General features: G+C 68.3%; 15 protein-coding genes. 12 read left to right on the top strand and 3 right to left on the bottom strand.

All coding sequences use genetic code 11. The features are described from left to right. Both AX709_RS02605 and AX709_RS02600 read left to right on the top strand, forming a co-directional pair. Window positions 1-369, top strand: a 369-nt coding sequence (locus tag AX709_RS02605) for a DHHA1 domain-containing protein (protein ID WP_231727394.1), incomplete at its 5' end; no start/stop codon positions are given. 60 nt (window positions 370-429) lie between these two features. After that, window positions 430-909: a hypothetical protein gene (locus AX709_RS02600; protein WP_156454118.1), complete on the top strand. Its 480-nt coding sequence runs from the start codon at window positions 430-432 to the stop codon at window positions 907-909. On the opposite strand, the gene AX709_RS02595 is transcribed toward AX709_RS02600, so the two are convergent. Then, complete coding sequence (locus AX709_RS02595) at window positions 906-2,708, bottom strand: cation:proton antiporter domain-containing protein (protein ID WP_066546500.1); 1,803 nt, start codon at window positions 2,706-2,708, stop codon at window positions 906-908. The two genes, AX709_RS02600 and AX709_RS02595, sit on opposite strands and share 4 nt — an antisense overlap. 173 nt (window positions 2,709-2,881) lie before the next feature. Then, window positions 2,882-4,105 carry an NADP-dependent isocitrate dehydrogenase gene (locus AX709_RS02590; protein WP_066546498.1) on the bottom strand — a complete coding sequence of 408 codons (1,224 nt, stop codon included), beginning with the start codon at window positions 4,103-4,105 and terminating at the stop codon, window positions 2,882-2,884. Window positions 4,106-4,294: 189 nt separating this feature from the next. Here AX709_RS02590 and AX709_RS02585 point away from each other — a divergent pair, with 189 nt between their 5' ends. Beyond that, window positions 4,295-5,023: a phosphatidylserine decarboxylase gene (locus tag AX709_RS02585; RefSeq protein ID WP_066480951.1), complete on the top strand. Its 729-nt coding sequence runs from the start codon at window positions 4,295-4,297 to the stop codon at window positions 5,021-5,023. Window positions 5,024-5,034: 11 nt separating this feature from the next. After that, the gene (gene pssA / locus AX709_RS02580; RefSeq protein ID WP_066546497.1) at window positions 5,035-5,835 is read left to right on the top strand and encodes a CDP-diacylglycerol--serine O-phosphatidyltransferase; all 801 of its coding nucleotides are present in this window, start codon (window positions 5,035-5,037) and stop codon (window positions 5,833-5,835) included. On the opposite strand, the gene AX709_RS02575 is transcribed toward pssA, so the two are convergent. Further along, window positions 5,765-6,007: a hypothetical protein gene (locus AX709_RS02575; protein ID WP_066546496.1), complete on the bottom strand. Its 243-nt coding sequence runs from the start codon at window positions 6,005-6,007 to the stop codon at window positions 5,765-5,767. The genes pssA and AX709_RS02575 overlap by 71 nt on opposite strands. A 214-nt stretch (window positions 6,008-6,221) precedes the next feature. On the opposite strand from AX709_RS02575, the gene rpsB reads away from it, so the two are divergent. From rpsB to AX709_RS02535, 8 genes are all read left to right on the top strand, one after another. Next, a complete protein-coding gene (gene rpsB, locus AX709_RS02570) occupies window positions 6,222-7,025 on the top strand; it encodes a 30S ribosomal protein S2 (protein ID WP_066480945.1) in 804 nt (267 codons plus the stop codon). A 187-nt stretch (window positions 7,026-7,212) separates the two neighbouring features. After that, complete coding sequence (gene tsf, locus AX709_RS02565; protein ID WP_066546504.1) at window positions 7,213-8,145, top strand: translation elongation factor Ts; 933 nt, start codon at window positions 7,213-7,215, stop codon at window positions 8,143-8,145. Window positions 8,146-8,269: 124 nt separating this feature from the next. After that, entirely contained in the window at window positions 8,270-8,995 is a 726-nt protein-coding gene (pyrH, locus tag AX709_RS02560) for a UMP kinase (RefSeq protein ID WP_066480943.1), read from the top strand. A gap of 25 nt (window positions 8,996-9,020) precedes the next feature. Beyond that, window positions 9,021-9,578, top strand: a complete 558-nt coding sequence (frr, locus tag AX709_RS02555; protein WP_066480942.1) for a ribosome recycling factor — start codon at window positions 9,021-9,023, stop codon at window positions 9,576-9,578. After that, on the top strand, window positions 9,575-10,315 hold the full coding sequence (locus AX709_RS02550; RefSeq protein ID WP_082731050.1) for an isoprenyl transferase: 741 nt from the start codon (window positions 9,575-9,577) through the stop codon (window positions 10,313-10,315). The genes frr and AX709_RS02550 overlap by 4 nt, the downstream gene beginning before the upstream one ends. Next, complete coding sequence (locus AX709_RS02545; RefSeq protein WP_066546495.1) at window positions 10,312-11,115, top strand: phosphatidate cytidylyltransferase; 804 nt, start codon at window positions 10,312-10,314, stop codon at window positions 11,113-11,115. Before AX709_RS02550 ends, AX709_RS02545 begins: the two co-directional genes overlap by 4 nt. Continuing rightward, complete coding sequence (gene dxr, locus AX709_RS02540; protein WP_066546493.1) at window positions 11,112-12,269, top strand: 1-deoxy-D-xylulose-5-phosphate reductoisomerase; 1,158 nt, start codon at window positions 11,112-11,114, stop codon at window positions 12,267-12,269. The genes AX709_RS02545 and dxr overlap by 4 nt, the downstream gene beginning before the upstream one ends. Further along, complete coding sequence (locus tag AX709_RS02535; RefSeq protein WP_066480939.1) at window positions 12,266-13,399, top strand: M50 family metallopeptidase; 1,134 nt, start codon at window positions 12,266-12,268, stop codon at window positions 13,397-13,399. The genes dxr and AX709_RS02535 overlap by 4 nt, the downstream gene beginning before the upstream one ends. The last annotated feature ends 175 nt before the right edge of the window (window positions 13,400-13,574 follow it).

The following is a 13,574-nucleotide window of genomic DNA, read 5'->3' as shown; positions in this document are numbered from 1 at the left end:
GCGGCTGCCGCGCCCGCCGGTGCCGAGGACATCGCCGGCACGCCGTTCCTGGGCCAGGTGGTCGACGGGCTCGACCCCAAGGCGCTGCGCGGCGCGATCGACGAGGCCAAGCAGCGGCTGGGTTCGGCGGTGATCGCGATGATCACGCTGAACGACGGTCGCGCATCGATCGCGGTCGGGGTGACCGACGACCTGGTCGCGCGGGTGAGCGCGGTCGAACTGGTGCGCGGAGCCGTGGCGGTGCTGGGCGGGCAGGGCGGCGGCGGCCGTCCCGACATGGCGCAGGGCGGCGGCCCCGACGGCGCGCGCGCGGCCGATGCCATCGACGCGATCCGCGCCGCGCTGGGCGAGGTGAAGGCGGCGGCCTGAACGATTCACGAGACGTTGACACTGCGCGGATAGGCCCGGGGTTCCAAAGGAGCCGACACCATGATGGTCACCCTGATTGCGACTTCCGTGCTGGTTGCTGCCCCAGTGCTGGCGCAATCCTCGCCGCCGCCGGTCATAGTCCGGTCGGTCTCGACCGACGCGCGCGAGGTCGCGCCCTATGAGGTCGAGATCGAGGTGCGCGGCGGCGACGTGCCGCTATGGTCGGGCACGCTCTTTGTCACGGGACGGACGCCCTCAAGCTATTCGTCCGAGCTTCGCGAGGCCGACCGTGCGTGTGGGGGCGAGGCCGCCGGGCGGGATGCACAGACTCAGAAATCGCTGCGCGTGATGGTGCGCAACCTTGTGTTCGGCGAGTCCAGGGACCGGGTTCAGCTGGATGTCACCTGGACACGTCCGGGAACGAGCTGCCCCGCCGTAAGGCAGACGGTGACCATCGGGGGGCAGGTCGACCTGCCGCCGCAAAGCGTGCGCGAATTGCGCGGCGACGGCGGCCTGCGCGTCACGATCCGCCGCCGCTAGCCCGGCGCTTCGGGTTTCGCGCCGGCATCGGGCATCTCGCCCAGCCGGGTGCGGCGCAGGCGCGGTTCGCGTTGCAGTTCGGACGCTTCCTTGATTGCCTGTCGCATCTGGTCGCGCTTTTCGTGGATGCTGGCGATGACCGGGCCGACCGCGACGCCCAGGTCGGTCAGCACGGTTTCGGACAGCTGGAGCGAGCTTTCCAGCGTTTCCGGCACCGCATCGGTGACGCCCGCGCGATAGAGCTCGGCGGCATGCGCGGCATCACGTGCGCGCGCGATGATCGGCAGATGGGGGACCCAGCCGCGCACGCGCCGCGCCAGCCGCGCGGTCAGCACCGGATCGTCCATCGTCAGGATGAGCGCATCGGCACGGCCGAGATTGAGGCGATCGACCAGCTCGGGCCGCGACACGTCGCCGAAAATCATCGGATAGCCCGCGCGGCGGGCGTCGTTGACCGTATCAATGTCGGCATCGACCGCGACGAAGGTCTTGCCATGGACGCGCAGCATGTCGGCCACGGTGCGGCCGACACGACCGAAGCCGATGATGACGCTGCCCGGCCCCGCCATGCCCACGTCGGCCTCGGGCGGGAGTTCGCCCGAGCGGTTCTCGATCGCGCGCGCGACCACACGGCCGGCAGCGGCGAGCAACGGGGTGATCGTCAGCCCGATCGCGGTTACCGTCGTCCAGAAGGCGGCGGTCGACGGCAGGATCAGCCCCGCCGCGCTCGCCACGCCGAGCACGATCAGCGTCGTTTCCGACGGGCTGGCCATCATCAGCCCGGTTTCCGCCGCCGTCGCGCGCCGCGCCCCGGACAGGCGCAGCAAGGTCGCGGTGACCAGCGTCTTGACCAGCATGACGCCGACGATCGCTGCGAGCAGCGCCATCCAGTCGGCCAGGATCAATCGCAGGTCGAGCTGCATCCCGATCGTGATCAGGAAGACGCCGAGCGCCAGGCCCTTGAAGGGCGCGGTGATCACCTCGACCTCGCTGTGATAGGGCGTTTCCGCGATCAGCAGCCCGGCGAGCAGCGCGCCGACGATCGGCGACAGGCCGGTCGCCCCGGTCGCGAGGCTGGCGACGATGACGACGAGCAGGCTGGCGGCGAGGAACAGTTCGGGGCTCTTGGTCCGCGCGGCCTGGGCGAACAGGCGCGGCAGCAGCAGCCGGCCGCCGATGAACAGCCCGGCGACGGTCAGCGCGCCGACCCCGAACACATTGGCGAGGCCCAGCCAGCCCGCCGCGCTGGCCATCGGTCCGGTCGCCGCCAGCATGAAGATGATCGGAACGAGCGCCAGATCCTCGAACAGCAGCATGGCAAAGGCGGCGCGACCCGCGGGGCGCTCCGTCCCGGCGATCGGCAGCACCAGCGCGGTCGACGACAGGGCGAGCGCGATCCCCAGCCCGAACGCCCCCGCCCATGCCTGGCCCATCAGGTTGAGCGCGATCGCAAGCAGCACGCCCGAGCCGAGCAGTTCGGCGGCGCCCAGCCCGAACACCTGCGTGCGCATCGCCCACAGCCGCTTGAACGACAGTTCGAGCCCGATCGAGAACAGCAGCAGGATGATGCCGAATTCGGCATAGGGCTCGATCGCCTCGCCGTCGGTGATGGTGATATGATACAGCCACGGATAACGGTCGACGAGCGTGCCGAGCCCGCCGGGACCCGCAAGCATCCCGACCAGGATGAACCCGATCACCGGGCTGATCCGGAAGCGCGCAAAGGCCGGGATGATCAGCCCCGCCGCGCCGAGAATGACGAGCGCGTCGCTGAGTGCCGGGTTCTGCAGGTTGAACATCAGCGACTTTCGGTTGGTTCGTGCCGCTATGATGGCGGTCGAATGCGCGCACGGCAACCGCAGCGCCCGCGCAGGGCCGCCTGATCACGCAAGGACGGACGCGCGCGCCCGACGACAGGCTGCCGCGACATCGCGCCGTTCGATCCGGATGGCGCGCGGCCACCCGGCGGACCTCACCCGATGATGCTGCCCATTTCCTGTTCGAGGTTGACGCGCACCGCCTCGAAGAACTGTTCGGTGGTCATCCAGGGCTGATCGGGACCGATCAGGATCGCGAGATCCTTGGTCATCGCGCCCTTTTCCACGGTTTCGATGCAGACGCGCTCGAGCGTTTCGGCAAAGCGCGTGACTTCGGGCGTGCCGTCGAACTTGCCGCGATATTTGAGGCCGCCGGTCCACGCGAAGATCGACGCGATCGGGTTGGTCGACGTCGCCTTGCCCTGCTGATGCTGGCGATAATGGCGGGTGACGGTGCCGTGCGCGGCCTCCGCCTCGACGGTCTTGCCATCGGGGGTGAGCAGGACCGAGGTCATCAGACCGAGCGAACCAAAGCCCTGCGCGACCTGATCCGACTGGACGTCGCCATCGTAATTCTTGCAGGCCCAGACGAATTCGCCGTGCCATTTCAGCGCGCTGGCGACCATGTCGTCGATCAGGCGATGCTGATATTCGATGCCGGCTTCCTTGAACTTCGCCTCGAACTCGGTCTCGAACACTTCGGCGAAGATGTCCTTGAAGCGGCCGTCATACGCCTTGAGGATCGTGTTCTTGGTCGACAGATAGACCGGCCAGCCGCGACCCAGCCCGTAATGCATCGACGCGCGCGCGAAATCGCGGATCGAATCGTCGAGATTGTACATCGCCATCGCGACGCCGGAGGAGGGATACTGGAACACCTCCTCGTCGATCACGGTGCCGTCGTCGCCCTCGAACACCATGCGCAGCTTGCCGGGTCCGGGCACGCGGAAGTCGGTCGCGCGATACTGGTCGCCGAACGCGTGACGGCCGACGACGATCGGCTTGGTCCAGCCGGGGATCAAGCGCGGAATGTTGCTGATCACGATCGGCTCGCGAAACACCACGCCGCCCAGGATGTTGCGGATCGTGCCGTTGGGCGACTTCCACATCTTCTTGAGGCCGAATTCCTCGACGCGCTGCTCGTCGGGGGTGATCGTCGCGCACTTCACGCCGACGCCGTATTTCTGGATGGCGCGCGCGCTTTCGACGGTGATGCGGTCGTCGGTCTCGTCGCGCTTCTCGATGCCGAGGTCGTAATAGTCGAGCTGGATGTTGAGATAGGGCAGGATCAGCCGCTCGCGAATCCACTGCCAGATGATCCGGGTCATCTCGTCGCCATCGATTTCGACAACCGGATTGGTGACCTTGATCTTCGCCATCGATGCTTGCTTTCCTGGGGAAGGTGAATGGGATTGCGCCAGCGTCTAGGGGCAAGCCCGGCCGGGATCAACCGCCTCGCCGGTCCGCGACAGCAAGAGTTCGCAGACGCGGCAGGGCGCGCGGCGCGCTTTGCCCGGGTTTCGGCATCAGTGATTGTGTTGCCGCGAACACACAGCTAGGCTTGGCGCATGGGATCGCTAGAAAAGCCGCCGGTCGTCACGACGACCGTGAAGTGGCGCTGGCCGGGCGTGCACCCGGAAGGGCACCGGTACATCGCCTTGTCGCTGGGGGTGGCATTCGTCGCGTGGCTGTTCCTGCCCGCGCTGACCTGGCCCCTGATCATCTTCACCCTTTGGGTCGCGGCGTTTTTCCGCGATCCGGTACGCGTCACGCCGCAGGGCGAGGGGCTGATCGTCTCGCCCGCCGACGGGCTGGTGACGATGATCGAGCGCGTCGCGCTGCCGCCCGAGCTGCGCGGCCCGCGCGGGCTGGGCGAGGCGCCGCTGGTGCGCGTGTCGATTTTCATGAGCGTGTTCGACGTCCACATCAATCGCACCCCGATCAGCGGCACGGTGCGCGAGGTCGTCTACATTTCCGGCAAGTTCCTCAACGCCGATCTCGACAAGGCGAGCGAGGAGAATGAGCGCCAGCACATCGTGGTCGAAGGCCGCGACGGCGTGCGTGTCGGCTTCACCCAGATCGCCGGGCTGCTCGCGCGGCGCATCGTCGGCTTCGTCAAGCCCGGCGACATCGTCGTCGGCGGCCAGCGCATCGGCCTGATCCGCTTTGGCAGCCGGGTCGACGTGTTCCTGCCCGAAGGCTTCACCCCGCAGGTCGCGCTGGGCCAGCGCGCGGTGGCGGGCGAAACCGTGATCGGTCGCCCGGCGCTGCCGCCCGCCCGCGGCCTCGCGCAATAGCCCGGCCTCGGATGCGCCGACCGCGCCCCGCCCGGGGCATCCCGCTGCGCACGCTCGCCCCCAACGCGGTCACCGCACTCGCGCTGTGTTCGGGGCTGACCGGCATCCGCTTCGCGATCGGCGGCGAGTGGGAGCGCGCGGTGCTGATGATCCTGGTGGCCGGCGTGCTCGATGGGCTCGACGGCCGGGTGGCGCGGATGATGCGCGGCGAAAGCCGGTTCGGGGCCGAGCTGGACAGCCTGTCCGACGCGATTTCGTTCGGGGTGTCGCCCGCCTTGATCATGTATCTGTGGGCGATGGTCGAATTGCCGCGCTTCGGCTGGATGTGCGCGCTGATCTATGCGGTGTTCTGCGCCCTGCGGCTCGCGCGCTTCAACGCCGCGATCGACCTGAAGGACCAGCCGCACAAATCCGCCGGCTTCCTGACCGGCGTCCCCGCGCCCGCAGGCGCAGGACTGGCGATGCTGCCGCTTTATCTGTGGATCTGGTCGGGCGACGCGACGTTCCGCACGCCGTGGTTGGTGGCGCTGTGGGTCGCCTTCATCGCGTTCCTGATGGTGTCGAGCCTCGCCACCTTCTCCTGGTCGTCGCTCCGGCTGCGCCAGAACATCCGGTTCGAGGCGATCGCGCTTGCGGTGCTGGTCGTCGCCACGATGCTGACCGCGCCGTGGCAGTCGCTGACCGTGATCTGCCTCGCCTATCTGTTGTCGATCCCGTTCAGCATCCGCGGCTATGGCCGGGTCAGGCGGCTGCGCGCAGCGCCGCCACCGGCAGCATCGCTGGACGCGGGGCCAGGCGCGGGGCCGGCGTGAAGCGGACCTGAACTACACGGCCCGGCGTCCGCGTAGCGACGGGCGCGATCGCGGTGCCTTCACGCAGCAGCGCGATGATGCGCCGACGCGCGGGCCACACCGTGGCGGCGATGATGCCGAGCGACACCAGCCCGGCGACGAAGAACAGAAGCGTGCTCAGAAACCCGGTCATATCTGCCTCGCGATCGATGATGTTCGTTCTATGTTCCGTGGAACGGATATGTTCGATAAATGTTCCAACTGTCAATCGCTGATTTTTCGACGTTGATTTTCGGGCGACGGGCGGGTAAGCGCGCCGCTCATTCCACATGGGAAGCACACAAGCCGGTGTCCGGGCGTGCCTGGATATTCGCTTCCCAGAGGACCAACCGGAAGGAGTTATCCCTATGGCGGCACCTGTCGTCACCATGCAGCAATTGCTCGAATCGGGCGCGCATTTCGGCCACCAGACGCATCGCTGGAACCCGAAGATGAAGCCTTACATCTTTGGCGACCGCAACGGCGTCCACATCCTCGACCTCAGCCAGACGGTGCCGCTCTTCGCGCGCGCGCTCGAATTCGTCAGCGCCAGCGTCGCCGCGGGCGGCAAGGTACTGTTCGTCGGCACCAAGCGCCAGGCGCAGGAGCCGATCGCCGATGCCGCGCGCCGTTCGGGCCAGCATTTCGTCAACCACCGCTGGCTGGGCGGCATGCTCACCAACTGGAAGACGATCAGCCAGTCGATCCGCCGCCTGAAGTCGCTCGAGGAGCAGCTGTCGGGCGACACGCACGGCCTGACCAAGAAGGAAGTGCTGCAGCTCACCCGCGAGCGCGACAAGCTGGAACTCAGCCTGGGCGGCATTCGCGACATGGGCGGCATTCCCGACATCATGTTCGTCATCGACGCGAACAAGGAAGAGCTGGCGATCAAGGAAGCCAACACGCTGGGCATCCCGGTCGTCGCAATCCTCGATTCGAACGTGTCGCCGGACGGTATCGCGTTCCCCGTGCCCGCCAATGACGACGCGAGCCGCGCCATCCGCCTGTATTGCGAAGCCGTGGCGATCGCCGCGACCCGCGGCGGCCAGGAGCGCCAGGCGAGCTTTGGCATGGACCTGGGCGCGATGGACGAGCCGCCGGCGGAGGAAGCGCTTGCGGTTGAGGCCGATGCTGATGTCGCCGTGGAAGGCGAACCGCAGGTCGAGGCGTAACGCCGTCTTTTTTGTGTAACGGGGCGGCCCTAACCGCCGCCCTGTCGCATCCGGCCCGGTTCTGGCGGGCATTGGATGGCAAGGCGGTCGCCGCGCTTCATCGGAAGGGCGGCGCATCGTCGTGACTGGAAACCCTATTTGCGAGCCGATCGCGCACATGCGACGGCCCGAACCGAAGGAAACGAACATGGCCGAGATCACCGCCGCTGCCGTCAAGGAACTGCGCGAGCGTTCGGGCGCTGGCATGATGGATTGCAAGAAGGCGCTGGCCGAAACGGGCGGCGACATGGAAGCCGCAGTCGACTGGCTGCGCACCAAGGGACTGGCCGCCGCCGCCAAGAAGTCGAGCCGCACCGCGGCCGAGGGCCTGGTCGGCATTGCGGTGGCGGGCACCAAGGGTGTCGCGGTCGAGGTCAACAGCCAGACCGACTTCGTCGCCAAGAACGAGATTTTCCAGAGCTTCGTCCGCGAAGTCACGTCGATCGCGCTCGACCAGGGCGACGACCTCGACGCGCTGCGCGGTGCGAAGATGGAATCGGGCGCGACCGTTGACGAAGTGCTGACCGCCAACATCGCGACGATCGGCGAGAATCAGGTGCTGCGCCGCGCGGCGCGGATCTCGGTCGGCCAGGGTGCGGTCATCCCCTATGTCCACAATGCCGCCGCGCCGGGCCTGGGCAAGATCGGCGTGCTCGTCGCGCTGGAAAGCGACGCGGGCGTCGACGTGCTCGAGCCGCTGGGCAAGCAGATCGCGATGCACATCGCGGCCGCGTTCCCGCTGGCGCTCGACGAGACGGGCCTCGACCAGGACGTGATCGAGCGTGAGCGCCAGATCGCGACCGAAAAGGCCGCAGAAAGCGGCAAGCCCGCCGACATCATCGCGAAGATGGTCGACGGCGCGATCAAGAAGTTCGCCAAGGAAAACGCGCTGCTGAGCCAGCCGATCGTCATGGACGGCAAGACCCCGGTCGCCGACGTGGTGGCCAAGGCCGCGAAGGATGCGGGCACCGCGATCGCGCTGACCGGCTATGTCCGCTACCAGCTGGGCGAGGGCATAGAGAAGGAAGAAAGCGATTTCGCGGCCGAAGTGGCGGCGACCGCGGGCCTCAAGAAGGATTGAGCCCGTACGGGATCGCCGCGCGACATGTGCGGCGATTGCTCGCTTGGCATGGCGGCGCGGCACCTCTAAGGTCCGCGCCGCTTCCTTTTGACCCAAAGCCGCTTCGGCCAGCCAGTTCGGAACCATGACCCAGCCCCGTTTCCAGCGCATCCTCCTGAAACTGTCGGGCGAAGTCCTGATGGGCTCCGGCCAGTTCGGCATCGACCCCGCCACCTGCGACCGTGTCGCGCGCGAGGTGAAGGCCGCGCGCGAAGCCGGGCACGAGCTGTGCCTGGTTGTCGGCGGCGGCAACATCTTTCGCGGGCTCGCCGGTGCGGCCAAGGGCTTCGACCGGGCGAGCGCCGACTATATGGGCATGCTGGCGACCGTCATGAACGCGCTCGCGGTGCAGAACGCGCTGGAGAAGCTGGGCGTCGACACCCGCGTCCAGTCGGCGATCCCGATGGCGTCGGTATGCGAACCCTATATCCGGCGGCGGGCCGAGCGCCATCTGGAGAAGGGGCGGGTGGTGATCTTTGCCGCCGGCACCGGCAACCCGTTCTTCACCACCGATACCGGCGCGGCGCTGCGCGCGGCCGAGATGAAGTGCGATGCGCTGTTCAAGGGCACCAGCGTCGACGGCGTCTATGACGCCGATCCCAAGAAGGTGCCGACCGCCAAGCGGTACGACACGCTGAGCTTCAGCCGCGTGCTGGCCGACGACCTGAAGGTGATGGACGCAAGCGCGGTCGCGCTGTGCCGCGACAACGACATTCCGATCGTCGTGTTCAACATCCGCGCGGAGGGCAATCTGGCCGCCGTGCTGCGTGGCGAGGGCACGTCGACGATCGTCCAGAACAATCCGAACTGAGCAAGAACAAGAAGAGGAGCCGCCGATGGCCGCATATGACAAGGCCGATCTGGAACGCCGCATGGCCGGCGCCGTCGAGTCGCTGAAGCACGATCTGGGCGGATTGCGGACCGGGCGCGCGTCAACCTCGCTGCTCGATCCGGTGACGGTCGAGGTCTATGGCTCGCACATGCCGCTCAACCAGGTTGCCACCGTTTCCGCCCCCGAACCCCGGCTGTTGTCGGTGCAGGTGTGGGACAAGTCGAATGTCGGCCCGGTCGACAAGGCGATCCGGTCGGCGGGGCTGGGCCTCAACCCGATCGTCGACGGCACCACGCTGCGCCTGCCGATCCCCGACCTGACCGAGGAACGGCGCAAGGAGCTGGCCAAGCTGGCCGGCCAATATGCCGAAAAGGCCCGGATCGCCGCGCGCAACGTGCGGCGCGACGGGATGGACAGCCTGAAGGCCGACGAAAAGAAGGGCTTGATCAGCGAGGACGAGCGCAAGCGGATGGAAACCGAGGTCCAGAAGCTGACCGACGCGACGATCGCCGATCTGGACGCCGCCGCCGCCGCCAAGGAAAAGGAAATCCTGGGCAAGTGACCGCGGTTCCCGCCCATGCGGTGCCGTCGCCCGATGCGGGCGCACCCGCGCGTCATGTCGCGATCATCATGGACGGCAATGGCCGCTGGGCGAAGGCGCGGCGGCTGCCCCGCATCGCCGGGCACAAGCAGGGCGTGGAGGCGGTGCGCCGCGTGGTGCGCGCCGCGCGCGAACTGGGCATCGAGGCGCTCACGCTCTATGCGTTTTCTTCGGAGAACTGGCGGCGTCCCGCCGAAGAGGTCAGCGACCTGATGGGATTGCTGCGCCATTTCCTGCGCAGCGAGCTGAACGAACTGGTGCGCGAGGGCGTGCGGCTGCGCGTCATCGGTGATTATCACGTGCTGTCCGACGACATCGTCGCGATGATCGACGATGCGGTCGCGCGAACCGCCGCGTTCGAGGACCAGACGCTGGTGATCGCGCTCAATTACGGCGCGCAGGCCGAGATCGTCGCGGCCGCGCGCGCGCTGGCGACCCGGGCGCAGGCGGGCGAGATCGACCCCGACAGCATCGACGAAGCGGCGTTCGAGGCGGCACTGACGACGCGCGACCTGCCGCCGCTCGACCTGTTGATCCGCACGTCGGGCGAGCAACGCCTGTCCAATTTCCTGCTGTGGCAGGCGGCCTATGCCGAGCTGGTGTTCGTCGACACGCTGTGGCCCGATTTCGACGGCGCGACGCTGGCCCAGGCGCTCGATATCTTCGCGGGGCGTCAGCGGCGTTTCGGTGGTCTGTGACGTCGCAAGCGCCGTCGCCCCGCCGGTCCGACCTTCCCGTCCGCGCGCTCGTCGGCATGCTGCTGATCGCGGCGGCGGGCGCGGCGTTGCTGCTCGGCACCTGGGCCTTCTGGCTGCTGGTGGTCATCGCCAGCCTGCTGATGCTCGCGGAATGGGGTGGGCTGACGGGTGCCAGCGCGACGACGACGCGGCTCGCGCAGTTCGCGCTGTCGGTGCCGCTGGCGATCATGTGCCCGTGGGCGGCGGGCCCGGGCTTCTTCGCGCTGGGGCTGATCGCGGGGGCGGCATTCTTCGTCGTCATCGTGACGCGGCGTGCGCGGCTGGCGTTCGGCGTCGCCTATACCGGGCTGCCTGCGCTGGCGCTGCTGATGCTGCGCGACCGCACCGACGGCGTGCTGCTGGTCTTCTGGGCGCTCGCGCTGGTTTGGGCCTGTGACATCGGTGCCTATTTCGCCGGGCGCGCGATCGGCGGACCGCGCCTGGCCCCGGCGATCAGCCCCAACAAGACCTGGGCCGGGCTGGGCGGGGGCGTCATCGCCGCCGGGGCATTCGGCGCGGTGATGCACGGCTTCGGGCTGCCCGTCCGCCTCGCCGCCGCGACGCCGCTGCTCGCCGTCGTCGCACAGGCCGGCGACCTGTATGAAAGCGCGCTCAAGCGGCGGGCCGGCGTCAAGGATTCGGGCACGCTGCTGCCCGGCCATGGCGGCGTGCTCGACCGGCTCGACGGGCTGGTCCCCGTCGCGCCGCTCGCCGCGCTGTTCGTCGTCACGCCAGAATTGATTTCAGGGCTCCTGTCATGAAAACCGTTACCATCCTGGGCGCGACCGGCTCGATCGGCACCTCGACGCTCGACCTGATCGAGCGCGAGCCGGAACGCTTCCGCGTCGTCGCGCTGACCGCCAATTGCGATGTCGAGCGGCTGGCGACCGCGGCGATCCGCACCCGCGCGGCCTTTGCGGCAGTGGCGGACGCAAGCTGCCTGCCGGCGCTGCGGGAGGCGCTGGCGGGCACCGGCATCGCGGCCGGCGGCGGACCCGAGGCGGTGTGCGAAGCCGCGCGGATGCCGGTCGACTGGACGATGGGCGCAATCGTCGGCTGTGCGGGTCTGAGCCCGATCATGGCCGCGATCGAGCAGGGGAGCACCGTCGTCCTTGCCAACAAGGAGCCGCTGGTGTCGGCGGGCGACGTCATCCTGGCCGCCGCCGCGCGGTCGGGCGCGACGCTGCTGCCTGCCGATTCGGAGCATAACGCCATCTTCCAGTGCTTCGACTTCGCCCGGCCCGAGCGGATCCGCCGCGTCATTCTGACCGCGAGCGGCGGGCCGTTCCGTGATTTCACGCGCGACCAGATGGCGCAGGTGACGCCCGAACAGGCGGTGGCGCACCCCAACTGGTCGATGGGGGCCAAGATCTCGGTCGATTCGGCGACGCTGATGAACAAGGGGCTCGAACTGATCGAGGCGGCGCGGCTGTTTCCCGTCGCGCAGGAACAGATCGAGATCGTGCTGCACCGCCAGTCGGTCATCCATTCGATGGTCGAATATGTCGACGGGTCGATGCTGGCGCAGCTCGGCCCGTCGGACATGCGCGTGCCGATCGCGCACACGCTCGCTTGGCCCGACCGGATGGCGACGCCGATGCCGCCGCTCGACCTGGTCGCGGTGGGGCGGCTCGATTTCGAGGCACCCGACGCGGACCGCTTCCCGGCGCTGCGCCTCACCCGCGCCGCGTTGATCGCCGGCGGGGCCAAGCCGGCGATCCTGAACGCCGCCAACGAGATCGCGGTCGCCGCGTTCCTCGATCGCCGGATCGGCTTCCTCGAAATTGCCGCAATCGTCGAGGATACCCTGGCGGGCTATGATCCGGAGGACCCGCTGACGCTCGAAGCCGTGCTGGGTGTCGATGCGGAAGCGCGCCGGGTCGCGCGGGAACAAGTGAAGGATTGCGTGCATTGACCGAAGCGCCGGGGTTCCTGTTGTACGCGGTCGCATTCGTGCTCGTGATCGGGCCGCTCGTCTTCGTGCACGAGCTGGGCCATTATCTGGCGGGCCGCGCCTTCGGTGTGAAGGCGGAGGTGTTCGCGATCGGTTTCGGCCATGAGGTCGCCGGCTTCACCGACCGGCGCGGCACGCGCTGGCGTTTCGGCTGGCTGCCGCTCGGCGGCTATGTCCGCTTTGCCGGCGACATGAACCCCGCCAGCCAGCCCGACCCGGAATGGCTGGCGCTGCCCCCCGCCGAGCGTGCCCAGACCTTTCAGGCCAAACCGCTGTGGCAGCGCGCGATCATCGTTGCCGCGGGCCCGGCGATCAATTTCGTCGCTGCGATCTTGATCCTGATGGGTTTTGCGCTGGCCTATGGCGAGGCGCGCACGCCGCCAGTGATCGAACGCGTGGTGGCGGGCAGCGCCGCGGCACAGGCGGGGCTGCGATCGGGCGACCGGATCGTCGCGCTCGCGGGTCGCCCGGTCGAGACGTTCGACGAGATCGCCCGCTTCGTCAAAATCCGTCCGGCTGAGACGGTCGGCATCGATGTGGTCCGCGCGGGCGCGCCGCTTCGCCTGTCGGCGAAGATCGGCGTGGAAACGCAGCAGGACCGCTTCGGCAACGTCTATCGCATCGGCCAGCTGGGCGTGGAGCGCGGCACCGCGGTGGCCCGGCCGGTCAGCCTGGTCGAGGCGCCGGCAGTGGCGCTGCGCCGATGCGGATCGATCGTGACGATGATGGTCGACACGCTGGGCCAGGTGATCACCGGACGCCGTTCGGTCAAGGAACTGGGCGGGCCGTTGAGCATCGCGCGCGCATCGGGCGAGCAGCTGGCGCTCGGCCTGCCGGACTTCCTGTTCCTGGTTGCGCTGGTTTCGATTAATCTGGGATTCATCAACCTGTTGCCAGTCCCGATGCTGGATGGCGGCCATCTGCTGTTCTACGCGGTGGAGGGCGTACGGCGGCGGCCGGTGGAGCCGCAGGTCATGGAATGGGCGTTTCGCGGCGGGCTGGCGGCGCTGCTGGCGTTGATGGTGCTCGTCACGGTCAACGATCTGGGATCGTTCGGGGTGTGGCGGAACCTGGCCGGGTTGATCGGCTAAAGCGGTTGGTGCAGGGCGTGCGCGACAAGCGCGGGCGGTTTTTCCGGTTTTGAGGTTTATGGTGAGAGCGAAGACGGTTTCCAAATATACGGCGTCGACCGCGATGCTGCTTGCCGGCAGCATGTTGGCGGGCGTCCCGCTGTCGGGCGACGCGCTGGCCCAGACCGCACCGGCC

Origin of the sequence: Sphingomonas sp. CCH15-F11, from assembly GCF_001557005.1 — a bacterium.
Lineage (GTDB): Bacteria > Pseudomonadota > Alphaproteobacteria > Sphingomonadales > Sphingomonadaceae > Sphingomonas.
This window is presented reverse-complemented; position numbering and strand designations above follow the sequence as displayed.